Source organism: Rufibacter sp. JT3400010, from assembly GCF_054956755.1.
Window position 1 is genome coordinate 65615 of the sequence record NZ_JBUDXA010000001.1, and the last position, 16946, is coordinate 82560.

At 49.4% G+C, this 16946-nt stretch carries 17 protein-coding genes; 4 read left to right on the forward strand and 13 right to left on the reverse strand.

Features of this window, described 5'->3' with window-relative positions; translation table 11 throughout:
• Positions 1-180 precede the first annotated feature (180 nt).
• Entirely contained in the window at positions 181-918 is a 738-nt protein-coding gene (locus ACY0JR_RS00225; protein WP_462631775.1) for a DUF5131 family protein, read from the reverse strand.
• Between the two features lie 75 nt (positions 919-993).
• The gene (gene tcmP, locus ACY0JR_RS00230; RefSeq protein WP_462631776.1) at positions 994-2103 is read right to left on the reverse strand and encodes a three-Cys-motif partner protein TcmP; all 1110 of its coding nucleotides are present in this window, start codon (positions 2101-2103) and stop codon (positions 994-996) included.
• Between the two features lie 166 nt (positions 2104-2269).
• Here tcmP and ACY0JR_RS00235 point away from each other — a divergent pair, with 166 nt between their 5' ends.
• From ACY0JR_RS00235 to ACY0JR_RS00250, 4 genes are all read left to right on the forward strand, one after another.
• The gene (locus ACY0JR_RS00235) at positions 2270-2932 is read left to right on the forward strand and encodes a transmembrane-type terpene cyclase (protein WP_462631777.1); all 663 of its coding nucleotides are present in this window, start codon (positions 2270-2272) and stop codon (positions 2930-2932) included.
• Positions 2933-3205: 273 nt separating this feature from the next.
• On the forward strand, positions 3206-4099 hold the full coding sequence (locus ACY0JR_RS00240; protein ID WP_462631778.1) for an aldo/keto reductase: 894 nt from the start codon (positions 3206-3208) through the stop codon (positions 4097-4099).
• 187 nt (positions 4100-4286) lie between these two features.
• Entirely contained in the window at positions 4287-5273 is a 987-nt protein-coding gene (locus ACY0JR_RS00245) for an aldo/keto reductase (protein WP_462631779.1), read from the forward strand.
• A 420-nt stretch (positions 5274-5693) separates the two neighbouring features.
• Positions 5694-6155 (forward strand): DUF4268 domain-containing protein, encoded by a 462-nt coding sequence (locus ACY0JR_RS00250; protein ID WP_462631780.1) that lies wholly within the window; start codon positions 5694-5696, stop codon positions 6153-6155.
• Between the two features lie 576 nt (positions 6156-6731).
• On the opposite strand, the gene ACY0JR_RS00255 is transcribed toward ACY0JR_RS00250, so the two are convergent.
• The 11 genes from ACY0JR_RS00255 to ACY0JR_RS00305 all read right to left on the reverse strand — a co-directional run bounded on the left by ACY0JR_RS00255 (position 6732) and on the right by ACY0JR_RS00305 (position 16723).
• The gene (locus ACY0JR_RS00255; RefSeq protein ID WP_462631781.1) at positions 6732-7052 is read right to left on the reverse strand and encodes a hypothetical protein; all 321 of its coding nucleotides are present in this window, start codon (positions 7050-7052) and stop codon (positions 6732-6734) included.
• Between the two features lie 154 nt (positions 7053-7206).
• A complete protein-coding gene (locus tag ACY0JR_RS00260; protein WP_462631782.1) occupies positions 7207-8397 on the reverse strand; it encodes a molybdopterin molybdotransferase MoeA in 1191 nt (396 codons plus the stop codon).
• A gap of 4 nt (positions 8398-8401) precedes the next feature.
• Positions 8402-9169, reverse strand: a complete 768-nt coding sequence (locus tag ACY0JR_RS00265) for a sulfite exporter TauE/SafE family protein (protein WP_462631783.1) — start codon at positions 9167-9169, stop codon at positions 8402-8404.
• Complete coding sequence (gene moeB, locus ACY0JR_RS00270) at positions 9166-10251, reverse strand: molybdopterin-synthase adenylyltransferase MoeB (RefSeq protein WP_462631784.1); 1086 nt, start codon at positions 10249-10251, stop codon at positions 9166-9168. Before moeB ends, ACY0JR_RS00265 begins: the two co-directional genes overlap by 4 nt.
• Before the next feature lie 35 nt (positions 10252-10286).
• Complete coding sequence (moaC, locus tag ACY0JR_RS00275; protein WP_462631785.1) at positions 10287-10766, reverse strand: cyclic pyranopterin monophosphate synthase MoaC; 480 nt, start codon at positions 10764-10766, stop codon at positions 10287-10289.
• 421 nt (positions 10767-11187) lie between these two features.
• Positions 11188-12180, reverse strand: a complete 993-nt coding sequence (moaA, locus tag ACY0JR_RS00280; RefSeq protein WP_462631786.1) for a GTP 3',8-cyclase MoaA — start codon at positions 12178-12180, stop codon at positions 11188-11190.
• A 6-nt stretch (positions 12181-12186) separates the two neighbouring features.
• Entirely contained in the window at positions 12187-12597 is a 411-nt protein-coding gene (locus ACY0JR_RS00285) for a molybdenum cofactor biosynthesis protein MoaE (protein ID WP_462631787.1), read from the reverse strand.
• 8 nt (positions 12598-12605) lie between these two features.
• Positions 12606-12845 (reverse strand): molybdopterin converting factor subunit 1, encoded by a 240-nt coding sequence (gene moaD, locus ACY0JR_RS00290; protein ID WP_462631788.1) that lies wholly within the window; start codon positions 12843-12845, stop codon positions 12606-12608.
• 145 nt (positions 12846-12990) lie between these two features.
• Complete coding sequence (locus tag ACY0JR_RS00295; protein ID WP_462631789.1) at positions 12991-15210, reverse strand: xanthine dehydrogenase family protein molybdopterin-binding subunit; 2220 nt, start codon at positions 15208-15210, stop codon at positions 12991-12993.
• On the reverse strand, positions 15207-16199 hold the full coding sequence (locus ACY0JR_RS00300; RefSeq protein WP_462631790.1) for an FAD binding domain-containing protein: 993 nt from the start codon (positions 16197-16199) through the stop codon (positions 15207-15209). The genes ACY0JR_RS00295 and ACY0JR_RS00300 overlap by 4 nt, the downstream gene beginning before the upstream one ends.
• The gene (locus ACY0JR_RS00305; protein WP_462631791.1) at positions 16196-16723 is read right to left on the reverse strand and encodes a (2Fe-2S)-binding protein; all 528 of its coding nucleotides are present in this window, start codon (positions 16721-16723) and stop codon (positions 16196-16198) included. The genes ACY0JR_RS00300 and ACY0JR_RS00305 overlap by 4 nt, the downstream gene beginning before the upstream one ends.
• Positions 16724-16946: the final 223 nt, after the last annotated feature.

Below are 16946 nucleotides of genomic sequence, written 5' to 3' on the forward strand. Positions count from 1 at the left end.
TACGACATCAGACTTGTTTCAGCACTTTAGTTGTACTTTATTTTTTTTAATTAACTATTCATAATGTTAAATACTTGTTTATACAAAAAGCCACGAATCAATTCGTGGCTTTAGATCTTGGTTAATACTATTGATGCAATTAAATAACTCTGAATCTTGAGAGATCAAAAAATAATAGAACTAATGAGCAATTACTTTGTGGATTAGTCTTGAGCGAGTAGGCATCTCATCATAGGTGCGACCCTGTAACAAACGATCAGAAGCTTTCTTGTTCTTACCGCCCCATTGTTTAAAGAAGAACGCTACATTGGCATTCTTGCATTGATCCCTTAGTTCTAATACCCATTCTTCCTTTATTGGGCGTGCTTTGTGACCGGACTCACCACCTACGATAACCCAATCGATTCCCCCTAAATTAAGGTTTGGTAATGGACCTAACAGAGGTTCCAGTGAAAGAAACTTGGTTATAGCTCCAGTATCTCGCAAGTAATCAATACGTTCTACAAAGTTGCTGTTCTCTACAGAAACACCCATCCAGATGTTAGGTGTCCAATTTAGAAAAGGGTTGTATTTATGAAGTATATCCCCGCGTTTGGTGAGCACTTGAAAGGTGTGCTGTGGGCATTCATTCATCACCTTAAAAACTTTCAGAATAAAGGAAAGCGGCACGTCTTTGTGGAAGAGGTCGCTCATGGAATTTACAAAGACAACACGGCCTTTCTTCCAAGTATAAGGTCGGTTCAACTCGCTTTCATGAGTGGTAATGTCAAAGTTGTTTCTGTACTTTTCAATTCCCATAGCATGCAAGCGCTTAGACATCACCTCAGCATAGCAGTTTTTACAACCCGCAGACAACTTATCACAACCTGTAGTTGGGTTCCATGTCTCTTCTGTCCATTCAATTGATGATGCCGCCATAGTCTAATTACAAATTACTAATAAAAATAGCAATAAAAGATCTAAAGACAAAATTATTAGCCATATACAAACTTATTATCTTCCTTTCCACCTTATCGGAACATTATCTTCATCTTTTTTAAAGGCATCATACTTGATTTTAGGTGAGCTACCTTTATAATCAATAATACCCAATTTTTTTAGTTTCTTTAATAAATCTGAAGCATGCCTTACTGGATGACCTTGATTTAAAGTGAATTCATAAACAAATCTACTATCCACGTTTAGCTTTTCTTTAATGGTAGCCTCAAGAAATCTATTAAACTTCTCAACTTTGCTAATTCTAGGCTGAATGATGTCAAAAATACTAAGTTGCTGGGGAGGAATATCTTCATCAATATCAAAGTTTGCATCACCATTCACTGAATTCTCCTTCCAAGCAATATCTAAGAACTTATCTACTGCTCTGTAATGCTTAGCACCAAATACAAGTCCATAAATGTTTGTTCCTTTTTTTAATGAAAACGGAAGAAGTTTGATAGATGGATAATCCGCTAGATTACTTCTCAATTGTTCTACCAATGTTCTATGAATAAGCCTGTAATTACTTTTATTAGAAGTATCTAAAGAGGAATCTAAGTGCTTCTGAAAGGATTCGGTTTCAGAAAAACGCCAAATATATGAGGTTGAAACAAAATAGAGGAAATCGGTTTGACTTATTTTTGCTAAAGCTTGAAAGTATTTTTTAGAGGTAAACTTTACACCATTTTGATCCAAGAATACCAAACTTGGTGCTTCTGATATCTTAGGCAGTAGTTTAGGGAAAAGCTTTTCAAAATCTTCTTGGTAGAAATGACAAGTTAGAAACCTGCTAAACTCTTCATTCTGTAAAAAAAACTCATCACACGATCTCTTCAGTTCAAGGAATTTGTCTTTATCCATTTCATTGAAGAAGACCTCTAAATTTACATTCTTTGTAAAAATAAAATTCACAAACTTCTTTATTGCTTTTAGAATTCTTATGGGGCTTCCTGCTACCCCATTCTTGTCATATCCAGTTCCAGCAAAAAAATCAAATATATATATTTTAGGTTTGCTCTGCATGACAAAAGTTGGTAACCATGCATCGGTATACTGCTCAAATATTTTGAGTTTAGTTATTGTAAACTCATCGAAAGGTTTTTCATGAAGGTCTTTTACGGGCATGTCTTTCTATATATTTTTTGAATAGATTGATAGTACAAAATATAGAAAAACTCTCAGATATGAAGTATTGATTTTGACGTAACATCAACACCAAGCTAAAATACCCATCTATTAAAACCCACCACCTTTGCCTAACCAAAATCCCCAAAAACTGTTTAGGAAAAGTATGTTGCAAGATCCTGTTCACCTAGATACCGGGCTAAGCCATTTCCTGATGATTGGCAGTGGCCTTTTCTGGACCATCACCTATCTTCTGATTCTGCGCCGAGGGTACAAAGACAAGCTCTACGGCATGCCCATGGTGGCGCTTTGTGCCAACCTCGCCTGGGAGTTTACCTTTGCGTTTGTGTATCCGCACCCGCAGCCGCAGTTGTCCATCGATTACCTGTGGCTTTTGTTTGACGTGGGCATTCTGGTGCAGTACCTGCAGTACGGCCGGGGCGAGTTTCCCCGGCAACTTCCGCAGAAGCTATTCTATGGCACCTTCCTCTTCACGCTGGTGTACTGCGCGCTTACCATCGCGTTTATGGCCCGCGAATTCAACGACTACATTGGCATTTACGCCGCTTTCGCGCAAAACCTGATGATGTCGGTGCTGTTTGTGAGAATGCTACTCAAGCGGAACAGCTCGGCGGGGCAGTCTTTGTACATAGGCCTGAATAAATGCATCGGGACGGTTTTTCCATCGGTCTTGTTCTACCTGTATTTCCCTAATTCGTACCTGCTCATTTTGCTGTACTGCGGCATCTTTGTGTTGGATGTGGTGTACATTCTGCTGCTCTATACCAGAATGAAAGCCGAAGGGCTTCAGCCCTGGCGGAAGGTGTAGCGCCCAATTCCCGCTAACTGTCAGAACACAGCGGTAGACTTCCGTTTCTGCATCGCTTTCTGTAAATCAACCTAAAAACACGGGCGTATAGAAGGAGAGGAGCGCTTTCAGGCGGAAGACAAAACGTACCAAATCTTCTTGAAGCAGGCTCGTTTTAGAGGTAAGCGGGTTGCGGCGTTTCGGAGTTACTTTTAGGAAACTAAGCCCTAAACCGGTTTCCTGTTACCTTTGGCGGCAAAGGCGCATGCCTCTTTACAAGTAGAAGATGAACGTATGAACTATAACGCATTAGGTACATCAGACTTACAGATGAGCGAAGTCAGTTTCGGGTGTATGTCTTTGACCGGCTCTGAAGAGGAGAATATCCGGTTGTTGCACCAGGCGCAGGAGCAAGGCATCAATTTCTTTGACACCGCCGACCTCTACGAGAAAGGCCGCAACGAAGAAACCGTGGGCAAAGCCTTCCAGGGAAAACGCGACCAGGTCATCATCGCCACCAAAGTAGGCAACCAGTGGCGGCCCGATGGCAGCGGCTGGGACTGGAACCCCACCAAAGCATACATTCTGGAAGCCGTGGAGCAGAGCCTCCGCAGGCTGAAGACCGATTATATTGATTTGTACCAACTACACGGCGGCACCATAGAAGACCCTATTGACGAGATCATTGAAGCCTTTGAACTGCTAAAGCAGCAGGGTAAAATCAGGCACTACGGCATTTCGTCCATCAGACCGAACGTGATTCGTGAATATATAGCCAAATCTAACCTGGTCAGCGTCATGATGCAGTACAGCCTGCTGGACCGCCGTCCCGAAGAAGAAATACTGGATTTGTTGCACCAGCACCAGATTGGCATGTTGGCGCGGGGCAGTCTGGCGCAGGGGCTTTTACTGGGAAAAACACCAAAACCGTATCTGAACCACACCGCCGTAGAAGTCACCCAAACCGCCGAGGCGCTCAAAGCCATTGCCGGCGAAGAAAACGTGATGGAGGCATCGGTGCGGTACGTGCTGCACCATCCGGCGGTCACTTCGGCGGAGTTAGGCATCAGAACTCCGCAGCACTTGGCACAAGCGGTGCAGGCGGCCTCAGCGGCGGCACTTTCTACGGAGGTCTTGCAAGCGTTACAAAGGCAAGTGCCCACCGGAACTTACGAGCAACACCGCTAAAACTACGCTTCCTGAATTCCTCGGAAAGTCACTCTTTCATGGATTACACAGTTTCAGGGCTACTTTCGTGAAAACGCATTTAAAACAACTCCCTTACGGGCGAAACAGGAAAAATTAACCTAGGTGCTATCTTTTCAGGACCTTCACAAGTACATACGAGTATAGACTTCCATTAAAACAGCTAAGAATGAATTATAGAACATTAGGTAAAACCGGCTTCAACGTATCAGAAATCTCTCTGGGTACCTGGCAGGTGGGGGGCCGTTGGGGAGAGCCGTTCAACGAGCAAACCGCCGAAAACATCTTGCACGCAGCCATTGACGCGGGCGTGAATTTCATTGACACTGCCGATGTCTACAGCGACGGCCTCAGCGAAGCCGCCGTAGCCAAAGTAGTGAAAAGCCGCTCAGAAGAGGTTTTTATTGCCACCAAATGCGGCCGCCAGATACAGCCGCACGTTCCGGAAGGCTATACGCCTGAGGCATTGACCGGCTACGTGGAGCAGAGCCTGCGCAACATGAAACTGGACACCATTGACCTCATCCAGTTGCATTGTCCGCCCACCGAGGTGTACACGCGCCCCGAGATCTTTGAGGTATTTGACCGCCTTAAGGAGCAGGGCAAGATCCGTAATCTGGGCGTGAGCGTGGAATTGGTAGACGAGGCACTCATGGCCATGAAGTACCCCAACGTGACCACCGTACAGGTTATCTTTAACATGTTCCGGCTAAAGCCGAGTGAGCAGCTGTTCTCCGTAGCCAAAGAAAACAACGTGGGCCTGATTGTGCGGGTGCCCCTCGCCAGCGGCTTGCTCACCGGAAAAATGTCGCACCAGACCACCTTCAACCCCGAGGATCATCGGGCCTTCAACCGTAACGGCGAAGCCTTTGACAAAGGCGAAACGTTTTCAGGCGTGGACTTTGATTTAGGCCTGGAGGCTGTGGAAGAACTCAAAACCCTTTTTCCGGGGCAGGAATCCTTGGCCACCTGGGCGCTTCGCTGGGTGCTCATGTTCCCCGAAGTAAGCACCGTGATTCCGGGTGCTTCGCGCCCCGAGCAGCTTACCTCTAACCTGAACGCCGCCGTCTTACCCGCTTTAAGCCAGGAGCAGATGGAAGGGGTGCGCCGGGTGTACGAGAAATACATCAAGCCCAGCGTGCATCATCTGTGGTAGTTTATACTCTAAGCGTTGATTAGTCTTGACAGCCAGTTTTTTAGAAGAGCAGGGAATACCAAGACTTCCGCTGAACGGACTAGTTACCGGATGAAAATAAAAAAGGGGGCGTCCCCCGATGCCCCCTTTTTCAACATAAGTAAAACCTGTGATGAAGTCAGATGACTAACTCCATCTGTCTGCAAATTACTGTTTTTCTATATTTAGAAAAAATACTTAAAAGTAAGTATTTATGTACTTACATGCTTTTTTTTAAGGCCGTCCAAATAGCGCTGTTTTGGCGTTCGCCATCAGAAGTAAAAGCGACAAGATGTACGCTGAGGTGCCTCGGTAAGAAGATGAACACACCAATTATGGCACTTTCTTACCTGAATCCGCTACCGGCCAACCGTATCCCCATCCATTCTCAATCTGCCGCCTATGTACACCAGAGAACAAGCCTCGCAACTAAGACAAGCCTTTTGGACTACGTTTGGGCAATACATTGCGCCCCATCCTTCGGCCGAAGGACTCAAGATCAACTGGTCTAACTACAAGACGGGCTTAAAACACGTGTATTTCAGAATGCGGGCCGAAAGCAAGAACGCCTCCATCGGGATTGAACTGACGCACCCAGACCCCGAGATACAGCAACTCTTCTTTGAACAGTTTCTGGAGTTAAGAACCTACCTGCACGAAACCCTGGGCGAAGAATGGGAATGGGAACTGCACACCACCAATGAGTTTGGCGAAACCATCAGCCGCATCTACAAAGAAATCAGCCCCGTGAACATCTTCAATCGCGAAGACTGGCCCGCCCTCATCTCCTTCTTAAAACCTAGAATCATTGCGCTTGATGAATTCTGGAGTGATGCCCAGTATAGCTTTGAGTCATTGAGATAAATGGCTAGTTGGGTGTGAGTTGCTGTAAATTAATGAAAGTTATGGTTTGATCTTTTGCTTTAAAGTGAAAAAAACAATTTTTGCGGCCCAATAACCCAACTTTAGTTCCAACCGCAGATTCTCCCCTTGAGGGGAGCGTAGAGGGGTGTTTACGCCTGCTGATCCAATCATTTCTAATCAATCATATTTGGGAAGGTTAAAACCCTCTAGATGCTTGTGCAATGCATGATTTCCTTTGTAAACACCCCTATTTATTAGCTCCGCTTGCTGCCTCAAACTCACGTTTAGGCAATCCTTAAGGGGAAAATCATCTTCAAACGAGGAATTTGCCTTAAGAGTAGAATCGTGACTTATCTGAAGTAATAAAACCTGTAGAGAAAATCAGCACTTAAATTATTGACCAACCTGAACACTCGCTCGCCTCTGGCGAGTGTGGGCTACCTTCGGCCTCTGGCCGCTTCTTTGAGTATTTGCATGTTTACAAAGCGGCGAGACGCCGCGAGTAGCTCACACTCGCCAGAGGCGAGCGAGGAAATCACTTTATAAATTTTTTAAAGAGCTTTCAGCAGGGCTCAATCACCAAAGTGGCTTGTCATCACCATTTTCCTGGTTTGGCTGACGGTAAAACCCGGAACCGTTATGCATTGGAGTGCCTTTTCCTTCTAAGTGGTTCTGCAAGTCCTGCTGCATTTTAAGCTGATCAAGATGCAAAAACTCTTTCCATAGACCTTGATCCTGTAACGTCATGCTCTCCACAACGTCCTGAAGTTGCAAACTATTGCCCTCGGCCACCTGCTTCTGCAAATGCGGATCTGTGTCTAACTGATGCTGAATCTTGTCGCGGAAGTACCCATTCAGTTCCCGGTAGCGCTCTGCGTTATATGCTGTATTTTCCATGGTTTTCAAATGTGATGCCTGTTTCCTTGTACGTAATCAGGTGCTATGGATTGGGAAGTCAGCTCTTGTTTTTAGCTCGATTTTTCTAAAACTACCCCTAAAACCATACTTCAAGAAGTGGCAACAGGCTAACCTTCAGGAAAGTATCGCCAGGCTATTGAAGCAGAGTAAGAGGGAAAGACATGCCTGCGGTAAACTCGCTTTTATCTGGGGGTAGGCTCAACAAGCCATCGGCTGCCAGAATACTGGTGAGGTCGCCGGAGCCGGTGGTGGGGATGGGAGTAGCTTTCAGCGTGCCGTTTTCATTTGTCACTTTCACCGGCACATGATAGGTGAGGGCGGGTTTAAACGTGAGGGGTTGGGCGAGTTGGGCCTGAGCTGTAGGCGTAGCTAAATTCAAGGAAGCGTGGAGCCAGGGCCTGAAAAAAAGCTGGTAGCACACGAACGTAGACACCGGATTCCCCGGCAACCCGAACACCACCTTCTGTTCCGGCAGTACCCCGAACAGCATGGGCTTGCCCGGTTTTTGGGCTATTTTATGGAAAACCGTCTGTAAACCGAGTTCAGCTAACACCTGTGGCAGAAAATCGAACTTTCCTTTAGACACCGCCCCAGAGAGAATCAAAACGTCGTTTTCAGTTAAAATAGAAGTTAGATGCTGCCGCATGATTTCAGGTTCATCAGGCAAGTGGAAAAGGGCGGCCCGAATGTTTTCCTGCTGTAAAGCAGCGGCCAGCATGAACGCGTTAGAGCGACGTATCTGGTGCGGAAGGGGCGTCTCCTCTATTTCCACCAGTTCATCGCCGGTGGAGCAGATCGCCACTTTGGGCAATTGGTAGACTTTCACTTTCGCTAAACCTACGGAGGCCAAATTGCCTATGATGGCGGGAGTTATGTAACTTCCAGCAGACACCAATACCTCACCCGCTTTTTTGTCTGAGCTCTGCGGATGGATGTTCTGCCCGGTGGTTACTTGCTCTATCCGTACATGGGCAACGTTGCCTTGGATGTCTACATCTTCATACCGCACCACCGCGTCTGTCCCAAGGGGGAGCATGGCCCCGGTCATTACTTCCAGGCAGTGACCGGCTTCTTGTAGGGAGGTTTGCGGCGCACCGGCGGCTTGCACCTGCTCAATGGGAAAAGACCTGGTACCAGCGGCGAAATCCTGCGCTCTAAGCGCGATGCCGTCCATGGTTACCCGGTTAAAGGGCGGAAAGTCCCGGTCGGCGGTCACTTCCTGGGCCAGAACCCGCCCCATAGACTGGAGCAAGTCAACTTCTTCTATGCCCGGTTTCCATTTGTGTTGCAAGACTAAGTTTAACGCTTCCTCTACTGATCTCATGCCGCTAAAGATAACTGATGACCAGCTTCAGGCCGATAAACAAAACGAAAACGCCCGTTAAGCCTTTCACCGCCTGCGGTTTGATTTTCTGGAGGCTCACCCGCGTGCCTAGCTGTCCGCCCAGGAAAACGGCTAACAGCAAAGGCAGTAGAAGCGAACCATCTACCTTGAAATTACCTCCGGCCACTTGCCCCAGTAATCCGGCCACGGAGTTCACCAGAATGAAAAATGAAGCCAGAGCTGCAATGGTTCTGGCATCGGCCCAGCGCAGCAGATGCAACACCGGTGATAAGAGAATGCCTCCGCCAATTCCCACCAAGCCCGACACAAAACCCGAACTTAGTCCTAGTGACAAGTTGAAAAAGCGGGAGTGTTGGCCGTAGTGCATTTCCTTGGCTACGGGTTGGGTAAAGAACTGCAGAATCAGCAACGCGCCGGAGAACGCCAGTACTGTCCCCAGGCAAATGAAGAATACGTCTTGCGTAAGATGCACGGTAGCACCCAGAAATGCGGCGGGAACACTGCAGACGGCTAAGGGCAAGAACTTCTTTAAATCGAAAATACCCTCTTTGACGAACAGATAGGTGCTGCCCGTGACCACCACCAGATTGCACAGCAGCGCCGTAGACTTGATTTCCAGAAAATTGGGCAGAAACAGCGCCAGCAGAGCCAAGTAGCTGGATCCGCCCCCAAAGCCCACCGACGAATACAGCGTGGCAATTACAAAGAAACTGAGAATGAGCAGAAGCAGGTTTACATCAAAGCCCATCATTTCACCACCATTTTGTTAGGTAATTGGCTCATCCAAGCCTCCATGCCACCGGCTAAACTGTAGACTTCGGCCCCGCTCTCTTTCTCTAACAGCATTTCGGCGGCTTTCTGGCTGCGGCTTCCTTTCTGGCAGATGGTAACAATGGGTAGGTGCTGCGGCAAATGGTCTAACTGGTTCCTGAACACCGACAAGGGCGTGAGCAGCGATTTCTGCAAATGCCCTTTCATATACTCGTCCTGTTCCCGCACATCCAGCAACAGAAGTTTTTTACCTTCTTTAAACCAGGCATACAGCTCCGTGGCTGAAACCTCGGGTACCGTGGCGCAACTGGCCACCGCGTAAGAATTCTGCAGACTAGTGATGTTCTGGTTCTCGGGCTTGGCCTTCAGCTTAATCTTGTATTGACTTTGGTTCAGGTAATCCAGCATCAGCAAATACCCCGAGAGAGATGTACCAACGCCTGTGATCACTTTCACCGCCTCCAAGGCTTGTTGGCAACCAATCAGGCCGGGCACCACGCCCAACACTCCAGCGGTATTGCAGTCCGGGATTTCCTGGGCCGAAGGGGGAGTAGGATAGAGGCACCGGTAGGTGGGGCCGCCCTGCCAATTGAACACGCTCACCTGGCCTTCAAACTGGTGCAGGGCTCCGTACACAAACGGCTTGCCCAGCAGCACGCAGGCATCATTGATGAGGTAACGGGCCTCGAAGTTGTCGGTGGCGTCAATGACCAGGTCGTAGCTTTCAATGATTTCCAGCGCATTCTGCGGGGTGAGGTTCGTAGAGTAAGGAATCAGCTGAATCTCTGGGTTGAGCTGCGCCAGTTTCTGGGCCGCTACTTCCACCTTCAGTTGGCCTACCTCAGCGGTACTATACAGCACTTGCCGGTGCAGGTTGGTGAGGCTGATCTGGTCGCCGTCTACCATGCCCAGCGTTCCTATGCCCATGCCCGCCAGGTATTGCAGCACCGGCGCGCCCAAGCCGCCCGCGCCCACAACCAGTACCTTTGCGTTTTGAAGCTTCTTTTGCGCTTCTGGCCCAAAACCAGGGAGTTGTAACTGGCGACTATATCTGTTGTCCATGATTCAGTTGTTAAAAAGCTTCCTTCACAGAGGGTTTAGCGGGCTGAATGAAGGTCTGATTTACCGCCGGTCTTTTCCACCAGCCGGATGTCTGCAAGCACGATGTCATGGGTGAGCGCCTTGCACATGTCATAGATGCACAGCGCCGCCGCCGAAACGCCCGTCAACGCTTCCATCTCCACGCCGGTTTTGCCTTCGCAGCGCACCAGGCACGTCACTTTCAAAGAGGCATTAGGGGCCGGTACAATGTCAATCTTACAGGTAGACAGCGCCAGCGGATGGCATAGCGGAATAATGTCGGCTGTTTTTTTAGCGGCCATCACTCCGGCAATAATGGCGGTCTGGAAGACAGCTCCTTTTTTGGTTAAGAAGTTCTGCCCAGCTAACTGCTCATAAACGGCCTCGGGAAATTGAACAATGCCTTCTGCGATTGCGGTTCTGGTGGTCACCGCTTTCTGTGACACATCTACCATGCTAGGTTGGCCCTGTTCATCTATATGTGAAAGTGAACTCATGCTTCTCTTTATGTAATAACTCTTTAGGAGCTGTTTTCGGGAATTTGACTTTAAAATGGTGGCCGCCGTTATTTTTTATTTTGCTGGCGCGACTCTCCAGACTCGTGCCTACGGGTAAAGGGTAGTCTCTGACTACCCTCGCTGCAACGCAGCGAAACCGGGACTATAGGTAATCACGGCTGCTACTCCGTTACCTGCTTTTTACCACCCCGCCCTCCGGGCACCCCTCCTAATTTAGGAGGGGAGTTCTTGGTTGCCACCGCTATACCGCTTCTCAAAAGACCTCGCAGTGTCTGGAAGACCTGCGAGCGTCTGTGCCAGGTACCCGCCTATCAGGAGATTGGCTGTCCGACTTGTGCATAGAGTGCTTCCGCTAACTATACGCACAGCAATAAATATAGGCATTCGTCGAGTCTACAGCCTATCCTCCCAACACCGACATGGATTCATGTTTAGAATGCGCATAACTAGCTTCAGCGGCGAAACCGTCTTTCTCACGGTTGCTCACTGTAGTCAAAATAGCCTGTTCTATCTCTTCTGATGAGGCTCCAAGACGTATTAGGTCGCGGAGGTTGGTAGCGGGGGGGCCGTAAAGGCAGGTGCGTAATTCGCCGGTAGCGCCTAGCCTGATGCGGTTGCAGGTGCCGCAGAACGTTCTGCTGAAGGAAGGAATAATGCCGAAGGAACCTTTGTAGCCCGGTACGCGGTAATTGACCGAGGTAGAGGTAGGTTCGCTTTGTAGTTTTTCTATAACGGGGTACTGGTTTTCTATGTGCTGGTAAATCTCGCGGTGGCTCCATTGCGGCAATTGAAAGGTATCACTGCCATTGAAGGGCATTTCTTCCAGAAAACGGACTGCCAGCGCATGTTCCTTTGTCAGTTCCACGAAGGGGAGAATGTCCTGGATGTTTTTGTTTTCGGCTACCACGCAGTTCAGCTTGATATCAAACCCTGCGTTAATCAACTGGAAAATGCTGGCATACACGGCATCAAACTTGTCGCGGCGGGTGATTTTGAAAAATCGTTCCCGGTCTAAAGAATCAAGGCTGATGTTGATTTTACGAATGCCTATGTCCTGTAGCGCTAGTATTTGGTTTTGGGTAAGAGAACCGTTGCTGGTGACGGTGATTTCCTCCAGACCGGGAATCTGGCTTAGTTTCCGCAGAAACGGCATAATTCCGGCCCGCACGAACGGCTCGCCTCCCGTAATCCTGATTTTGTTTACGCCCAGGCTGCAGAAAACAGCTGATAAACGGTACAGTTCTTCAAAAGAGAGCAGTTCTTGGCGCGCTGCAAAATCCATTCCTTCCTCAGGCATGCAGTAATAGCACCTGAAATTGCAGCGGTCGGTGACCGAGAGCCGCAGGTACGTCAATTGTCGGCCGTATTTATCTATCAACAGGGGTTTACTCATTGGGGTTTAGGGGTGGGCATTGACCCACACACTGTTGTCTTCGTAAAATTCTTTTTTCCAGATGGGCACCGTCTTTTTCAGCTCATCAATGAGAAAACGGCAAGCAGAGAAAGCGGCCTCGCGGTGGGCCGAGGCCACGCCAATAATCACCACTGGTTCGCCCACCAATTTCTCGCCTACGGCGTGCAGCATAACCAGTTTCTCTATGGGCCATTGCTGTTGAGCCGCCTCGGCAATTTTCTGCATTTCTTTCAGGGCCATGGGCGCATAGGCTTCAAACACCAGTTTTACCACCTTTTTTCCTTTGGCATGGTCACGCACGGTACCCACAAACAAGTCAATTCCGCCGGCGCCTGGTGCCTGTAAGTACTGATACGCTTCGTTTAAGTCAACGTCTGTAACTATCTTGATTACCATAGGTTATCTTATCCTCCGCTTACCGGCGGAATCAACGCCACTTCTTGTCCGGGGGCAAGAGGGTGCGCATCATCGGCGTATTCACTGTCTACGGCTACGGCCAATGAGCTTAGTTTTTTGATTGCAGGGTACCGGTCTGCCAGCCAGTTTTTCAACTGCCCTACGGTCTGAAATTGTTGCTCTGGTTCTACCGTCAGGGTTGGCCCTCCTACAATTTCACGGGTTATCCCAAACAGGAGTATTTCCATTATTTTGTTCGTTCGTTTTTATTTGCCAACCACTAAGTAGGCTAATACCATTTTATAAATCTACTTTTCTTTTCGACGAAGACCAAAGAAGTGTTGCGTTTTACAAGGTTTAGGGGCTGTTTTCCCGAAAACAGCCCCTAAACACTTACATTAACTTATCTAACGTAATGGGCAGTTCTCTGATGCGTTTGCCGGTGGCATGGAAGACGGCATTGACAATGGCTGGGGCGATGCTCACAATTCCAATCTCGCCTAAACCTTTCGCACCAATCGGGTTTACAATCTCGTCTTTCTCATCTACAAAGATGACCTCCGTTTCATGGATATCGGCTGAGACGGGTACGTGGTATTTGTCCAGGTCGTGGTTCATGAAACGGCCCAGGTGGTTGTCCATGACGGTGTGTTCCTGCAAGGCGGCTCCAATGCCCCACACAGAACCGCCTAAAATCTGGCTGCGGCCTGTTTTAGGGTTGATAATGCGCCCCGCGGCTATGGCAGTCACAATACGCGATACTTTCACAGTGCCTAAGTCTTCATCTACCATTACCTCCACAAAGGTGGCCGAGTGGGAGTAACTGGAATAGTTTTTGTGATTCTTTTCCGGTTTCTGGGAAGCTTCCGCTTCCACAGGCTGTCCTTCGTTCTGCTGCACTGCCTCCAGAATAGAAATGGATCGCGCCGGAGATTGGGTTAAAAACATTCTTCCCTCTGCAAACGAGACCTCTTCCGGCTTGGCATCTTTAAACGGAGAGTTTTCCATTTTCTGGGCCTGTTCCAAAAGCTGCTCCTGCAACTTCTCGCACACCAGTTTTACAGCCGAACCCACGGAGGAAACTGTCCAGGAGCCGCCTTCCAGCGGAGACTTGGGTAGGGTGGAATCTCCCAGTTTGAAGGTGACATCTTCCAACGAAAGGCCCATGGTTTCGGCGGCAATCTGGGTCATGACGGTGTAAGTACCCGTCCCGATGTCGGCGGTGGCGCAAGAGACTGTGAGTTTCCCATCCGTACTCAAGACAGCCTTCGCGGCGGCTTCCTGTTGTTTGGCTTCCCAGGCGCCGTTGGCCATGCCCCAGCCAATCAGTTGGTGACCTTCTTTCATGGAGCGAGGCTCCATTTTTCGTTTAGACCAGCCAAATCTTTCGGCAGCCTGCCGGTAGCATTCCTTCAGTTCTTTGCTGGAGTGAGGTTTGTCTTTGTTCTGGTCACTCTCTGTATAGTTTTTCAGGCGAAATTCCAGCGGGTCCATGCCTACCCGATAGGCCAACTCATCAATGGCTACTTCCAGCGCGAAGGTACCGGTGGTACCGCCAGGAGCGCGCATATCCAAGGGGGTGAATACATTCAGGTCTACCAGTTGGTGGCTTAGCTTCAAGTTTTCACAATCATATAACACGCCCGGCCAGATCACCACGTCTTCGTTGTAATCCTCAAACCTTGAAGTCTCTGACATGACATTATGCTTCACAGCCTGTAACTTGCCGTCGGCCGATGCCCCCAACGCCAGTCGTTGCACGGTGGCGGGGCGGTGCCCGAAGGAGAACATCTGCTGCCGCGTTAAACACACTTTCACGGCTCTTTTCAACTCACGCGCCGCCAGCACCGCAAAAAACAATTGGTACTGCGGACGAAGACCTGAACCAAAAGCACCGCCCACAAACGGCGAAATTACCTGTACATCTTCCTGCGGAATACCGAAGGCGGTGGAGATGTACTTCTGGCTGTTCTGTACCCCCTGGATTTTATCATAGATGGTCATTTTGCCGTCTTCGTGCCAAATGGCAATAGAAGCGTGCATCTCCATGGGGTTGTGATGGTGGGCCGGGTGGGCATAGGCTCCTTCCAGTTTTATTGCGGCTTGGGCAAAAGCAGTTTCAGCATCGCCGCGCGTTTCTCTGGATGGCGGAGATTTATACTTTTTTGGTTTGTAGGCTCTTGTGAGGTTTGCTTCAAGGTCCGTTTCATGCGGCTGAGCCTCATATTCCACTTTCACCAGCATGGCCGCATAGCGTGCCAGTTCAAAGCTTTCGGCCACTACCAAGGCAATGGGCTGCATGCTGAACGTAATTTGGTTGTTGTACAACGGCCTAAACGGAGAACCCGGAGGTGCGTCTTCATCCATGTAATGGCTATCTAGCCAAGTGTAGCCCGGCCGGTTCTCATGCGTGAACACCTGAACCACTCCGTCTAACTGCAGGGCCGCAGAAGTATCAATGCTCTTGATGGTGCCTTTCGCAATAGCGCTGTTCACCACTACGCCATACAAGAGGTTAGGTACGTCGAACTCTGCCGCGTACTTCGCCTCGCCGGTTACTTTGGCCCGCCCGTCTACGCGGTTGGCGGGTTTTCCTGTATAGTTCTCTTTCATGACGTTGCCTCCATTTTTGTAGATTGCTCCAATGCCCGTACAATGGCGCGTTTGGCTAGTTCAATCTTGAATGTGTTATCACCGTAACCTTTGGCTCCTTGCAAATACGCCTCGGCTACTTTCCTGAAATTCTCTCTGGTGGCAGGTTGACCTTGCAGCAAGGCTTCGGCGGCTGGAACGCGCCAGGGCTTGTGCGCCACGCCGCCCAAGGCAATGCGGGCTTCTTTGATAGTGTCGCCATCCAAATCCAGCGCCGCCGCCACAGATACCAAAGCGAAGGCATACGAGGCGCGGTCTCTCAGTTTGAGGTACGTGTAATGCTGAGCGAAGCCTTTGGCCGGTAACTCGATGGCGGTGATGATTTCATCAGGCTGCAGGTTGGTGTCCAGGTGCGGGGTGTCACCGGGAAGCCGGTGAAAATCAGCGAACGGAATGGCTCTGTCTCCGTTTTTGCCGGTTACGTGCACCGTTGCCTCGAGCGCGGCCAAGGCCACCGCCATATCTGAAGGGTGCGTCGCGATGCAATGTTCGCTGGTGCCCAGAATGGCCAGGTCACGGTTGTAGCCCTTAATCGCCGAGCAGCCCGAGCCGGGCTCGCGTTTGTTGCAGGGCGTTTGTGTGTCATAGAAATAATAGCAGCGGGTGCGTTGCAGAATATTGCCGCCGTCCGTAGCCATGTTGCGCAACTGGGCGGTGGCCCCGGCCAGAATGGCGTGGGAAAGCAGCGGGTACCGAGCTTCTACCAAGGGATGGTAGGCCGTGTCTGCGTTTTTGGCGAGTGCGCCTAGTCGTATGCCGCCTTCTTCGATTTCTTCAATGCTGTTTAGGGCAATCTGCGTAATATCCACCAAATGGCTAGGGCGCATCACGTCAATTTTCATCAAATCCAGCAGATTGGTGCCTCCGGCGATGAATTTGGCGCCATCGGCAGTGATTTCCTGCACAGCGGTGGGTACATCTGGGGCTTGGGTAAACGTAAATGGTCTCATAGGCCGGTGTTCCTTTCCAGCGCTTGTTGCGCTACTTGTACAATGTTCGCGTAAGCCCCGCAACGGCAGACATTTCCGCTCATGAGGTCTTTGATGTCGTCCAGCGTCTTGGCTTTCCCTTCGTTCACCAGACCGATGACGGAGCAGATTTGCCCCGGTGTGCAATAGCCGCACTGGAAGGCATCATGGTCAATGAAGGCTTGCTGCACCGGGTGTAACTCGCCGTCTTTGGCCAAGCCTTCTACGGTGGTGATGTCTTTGTTTTCCTGCATTACTGCCAGCGTAAGGCAGGAATTGATGCGTTTGCCGTCCAGCAGAATGGTACAGGCGCCGCATTGACCATGGTCACAGCCTTTTTTGGTTCCGGTTAAATGCAGGTGCTCCCGCAAGGCATCCAGCACCGAGGTCCAGGGGGCAAGTTGTAATTGGTGGGTGGTGCCGTTCACCCGTAAGGTGACGGTTCGGGTCTCGGGCAACGTGGGCCTTTGGGCTGTGCCGCTGCCCGGCGAGTTTTCTGTGCTCATGGAAATTCCGGTTGAACGGGTGAAACAATTTGTTAAAGGGCAGGCCAGTGTTCTTTGAGGCGTACCCTAGCTTGTACATTTGCTTTCTCCACGAGCACGTATTCGCTCATCCAACCGCACCTGCAAGGGGATGTACCCTTACCATTCTGGAGTTTTACGGGTTCACTTCGTTTTCAGTTAGTCCGAAAAGGTTTATATTAGAATACAACCAGATTTCTGTAGA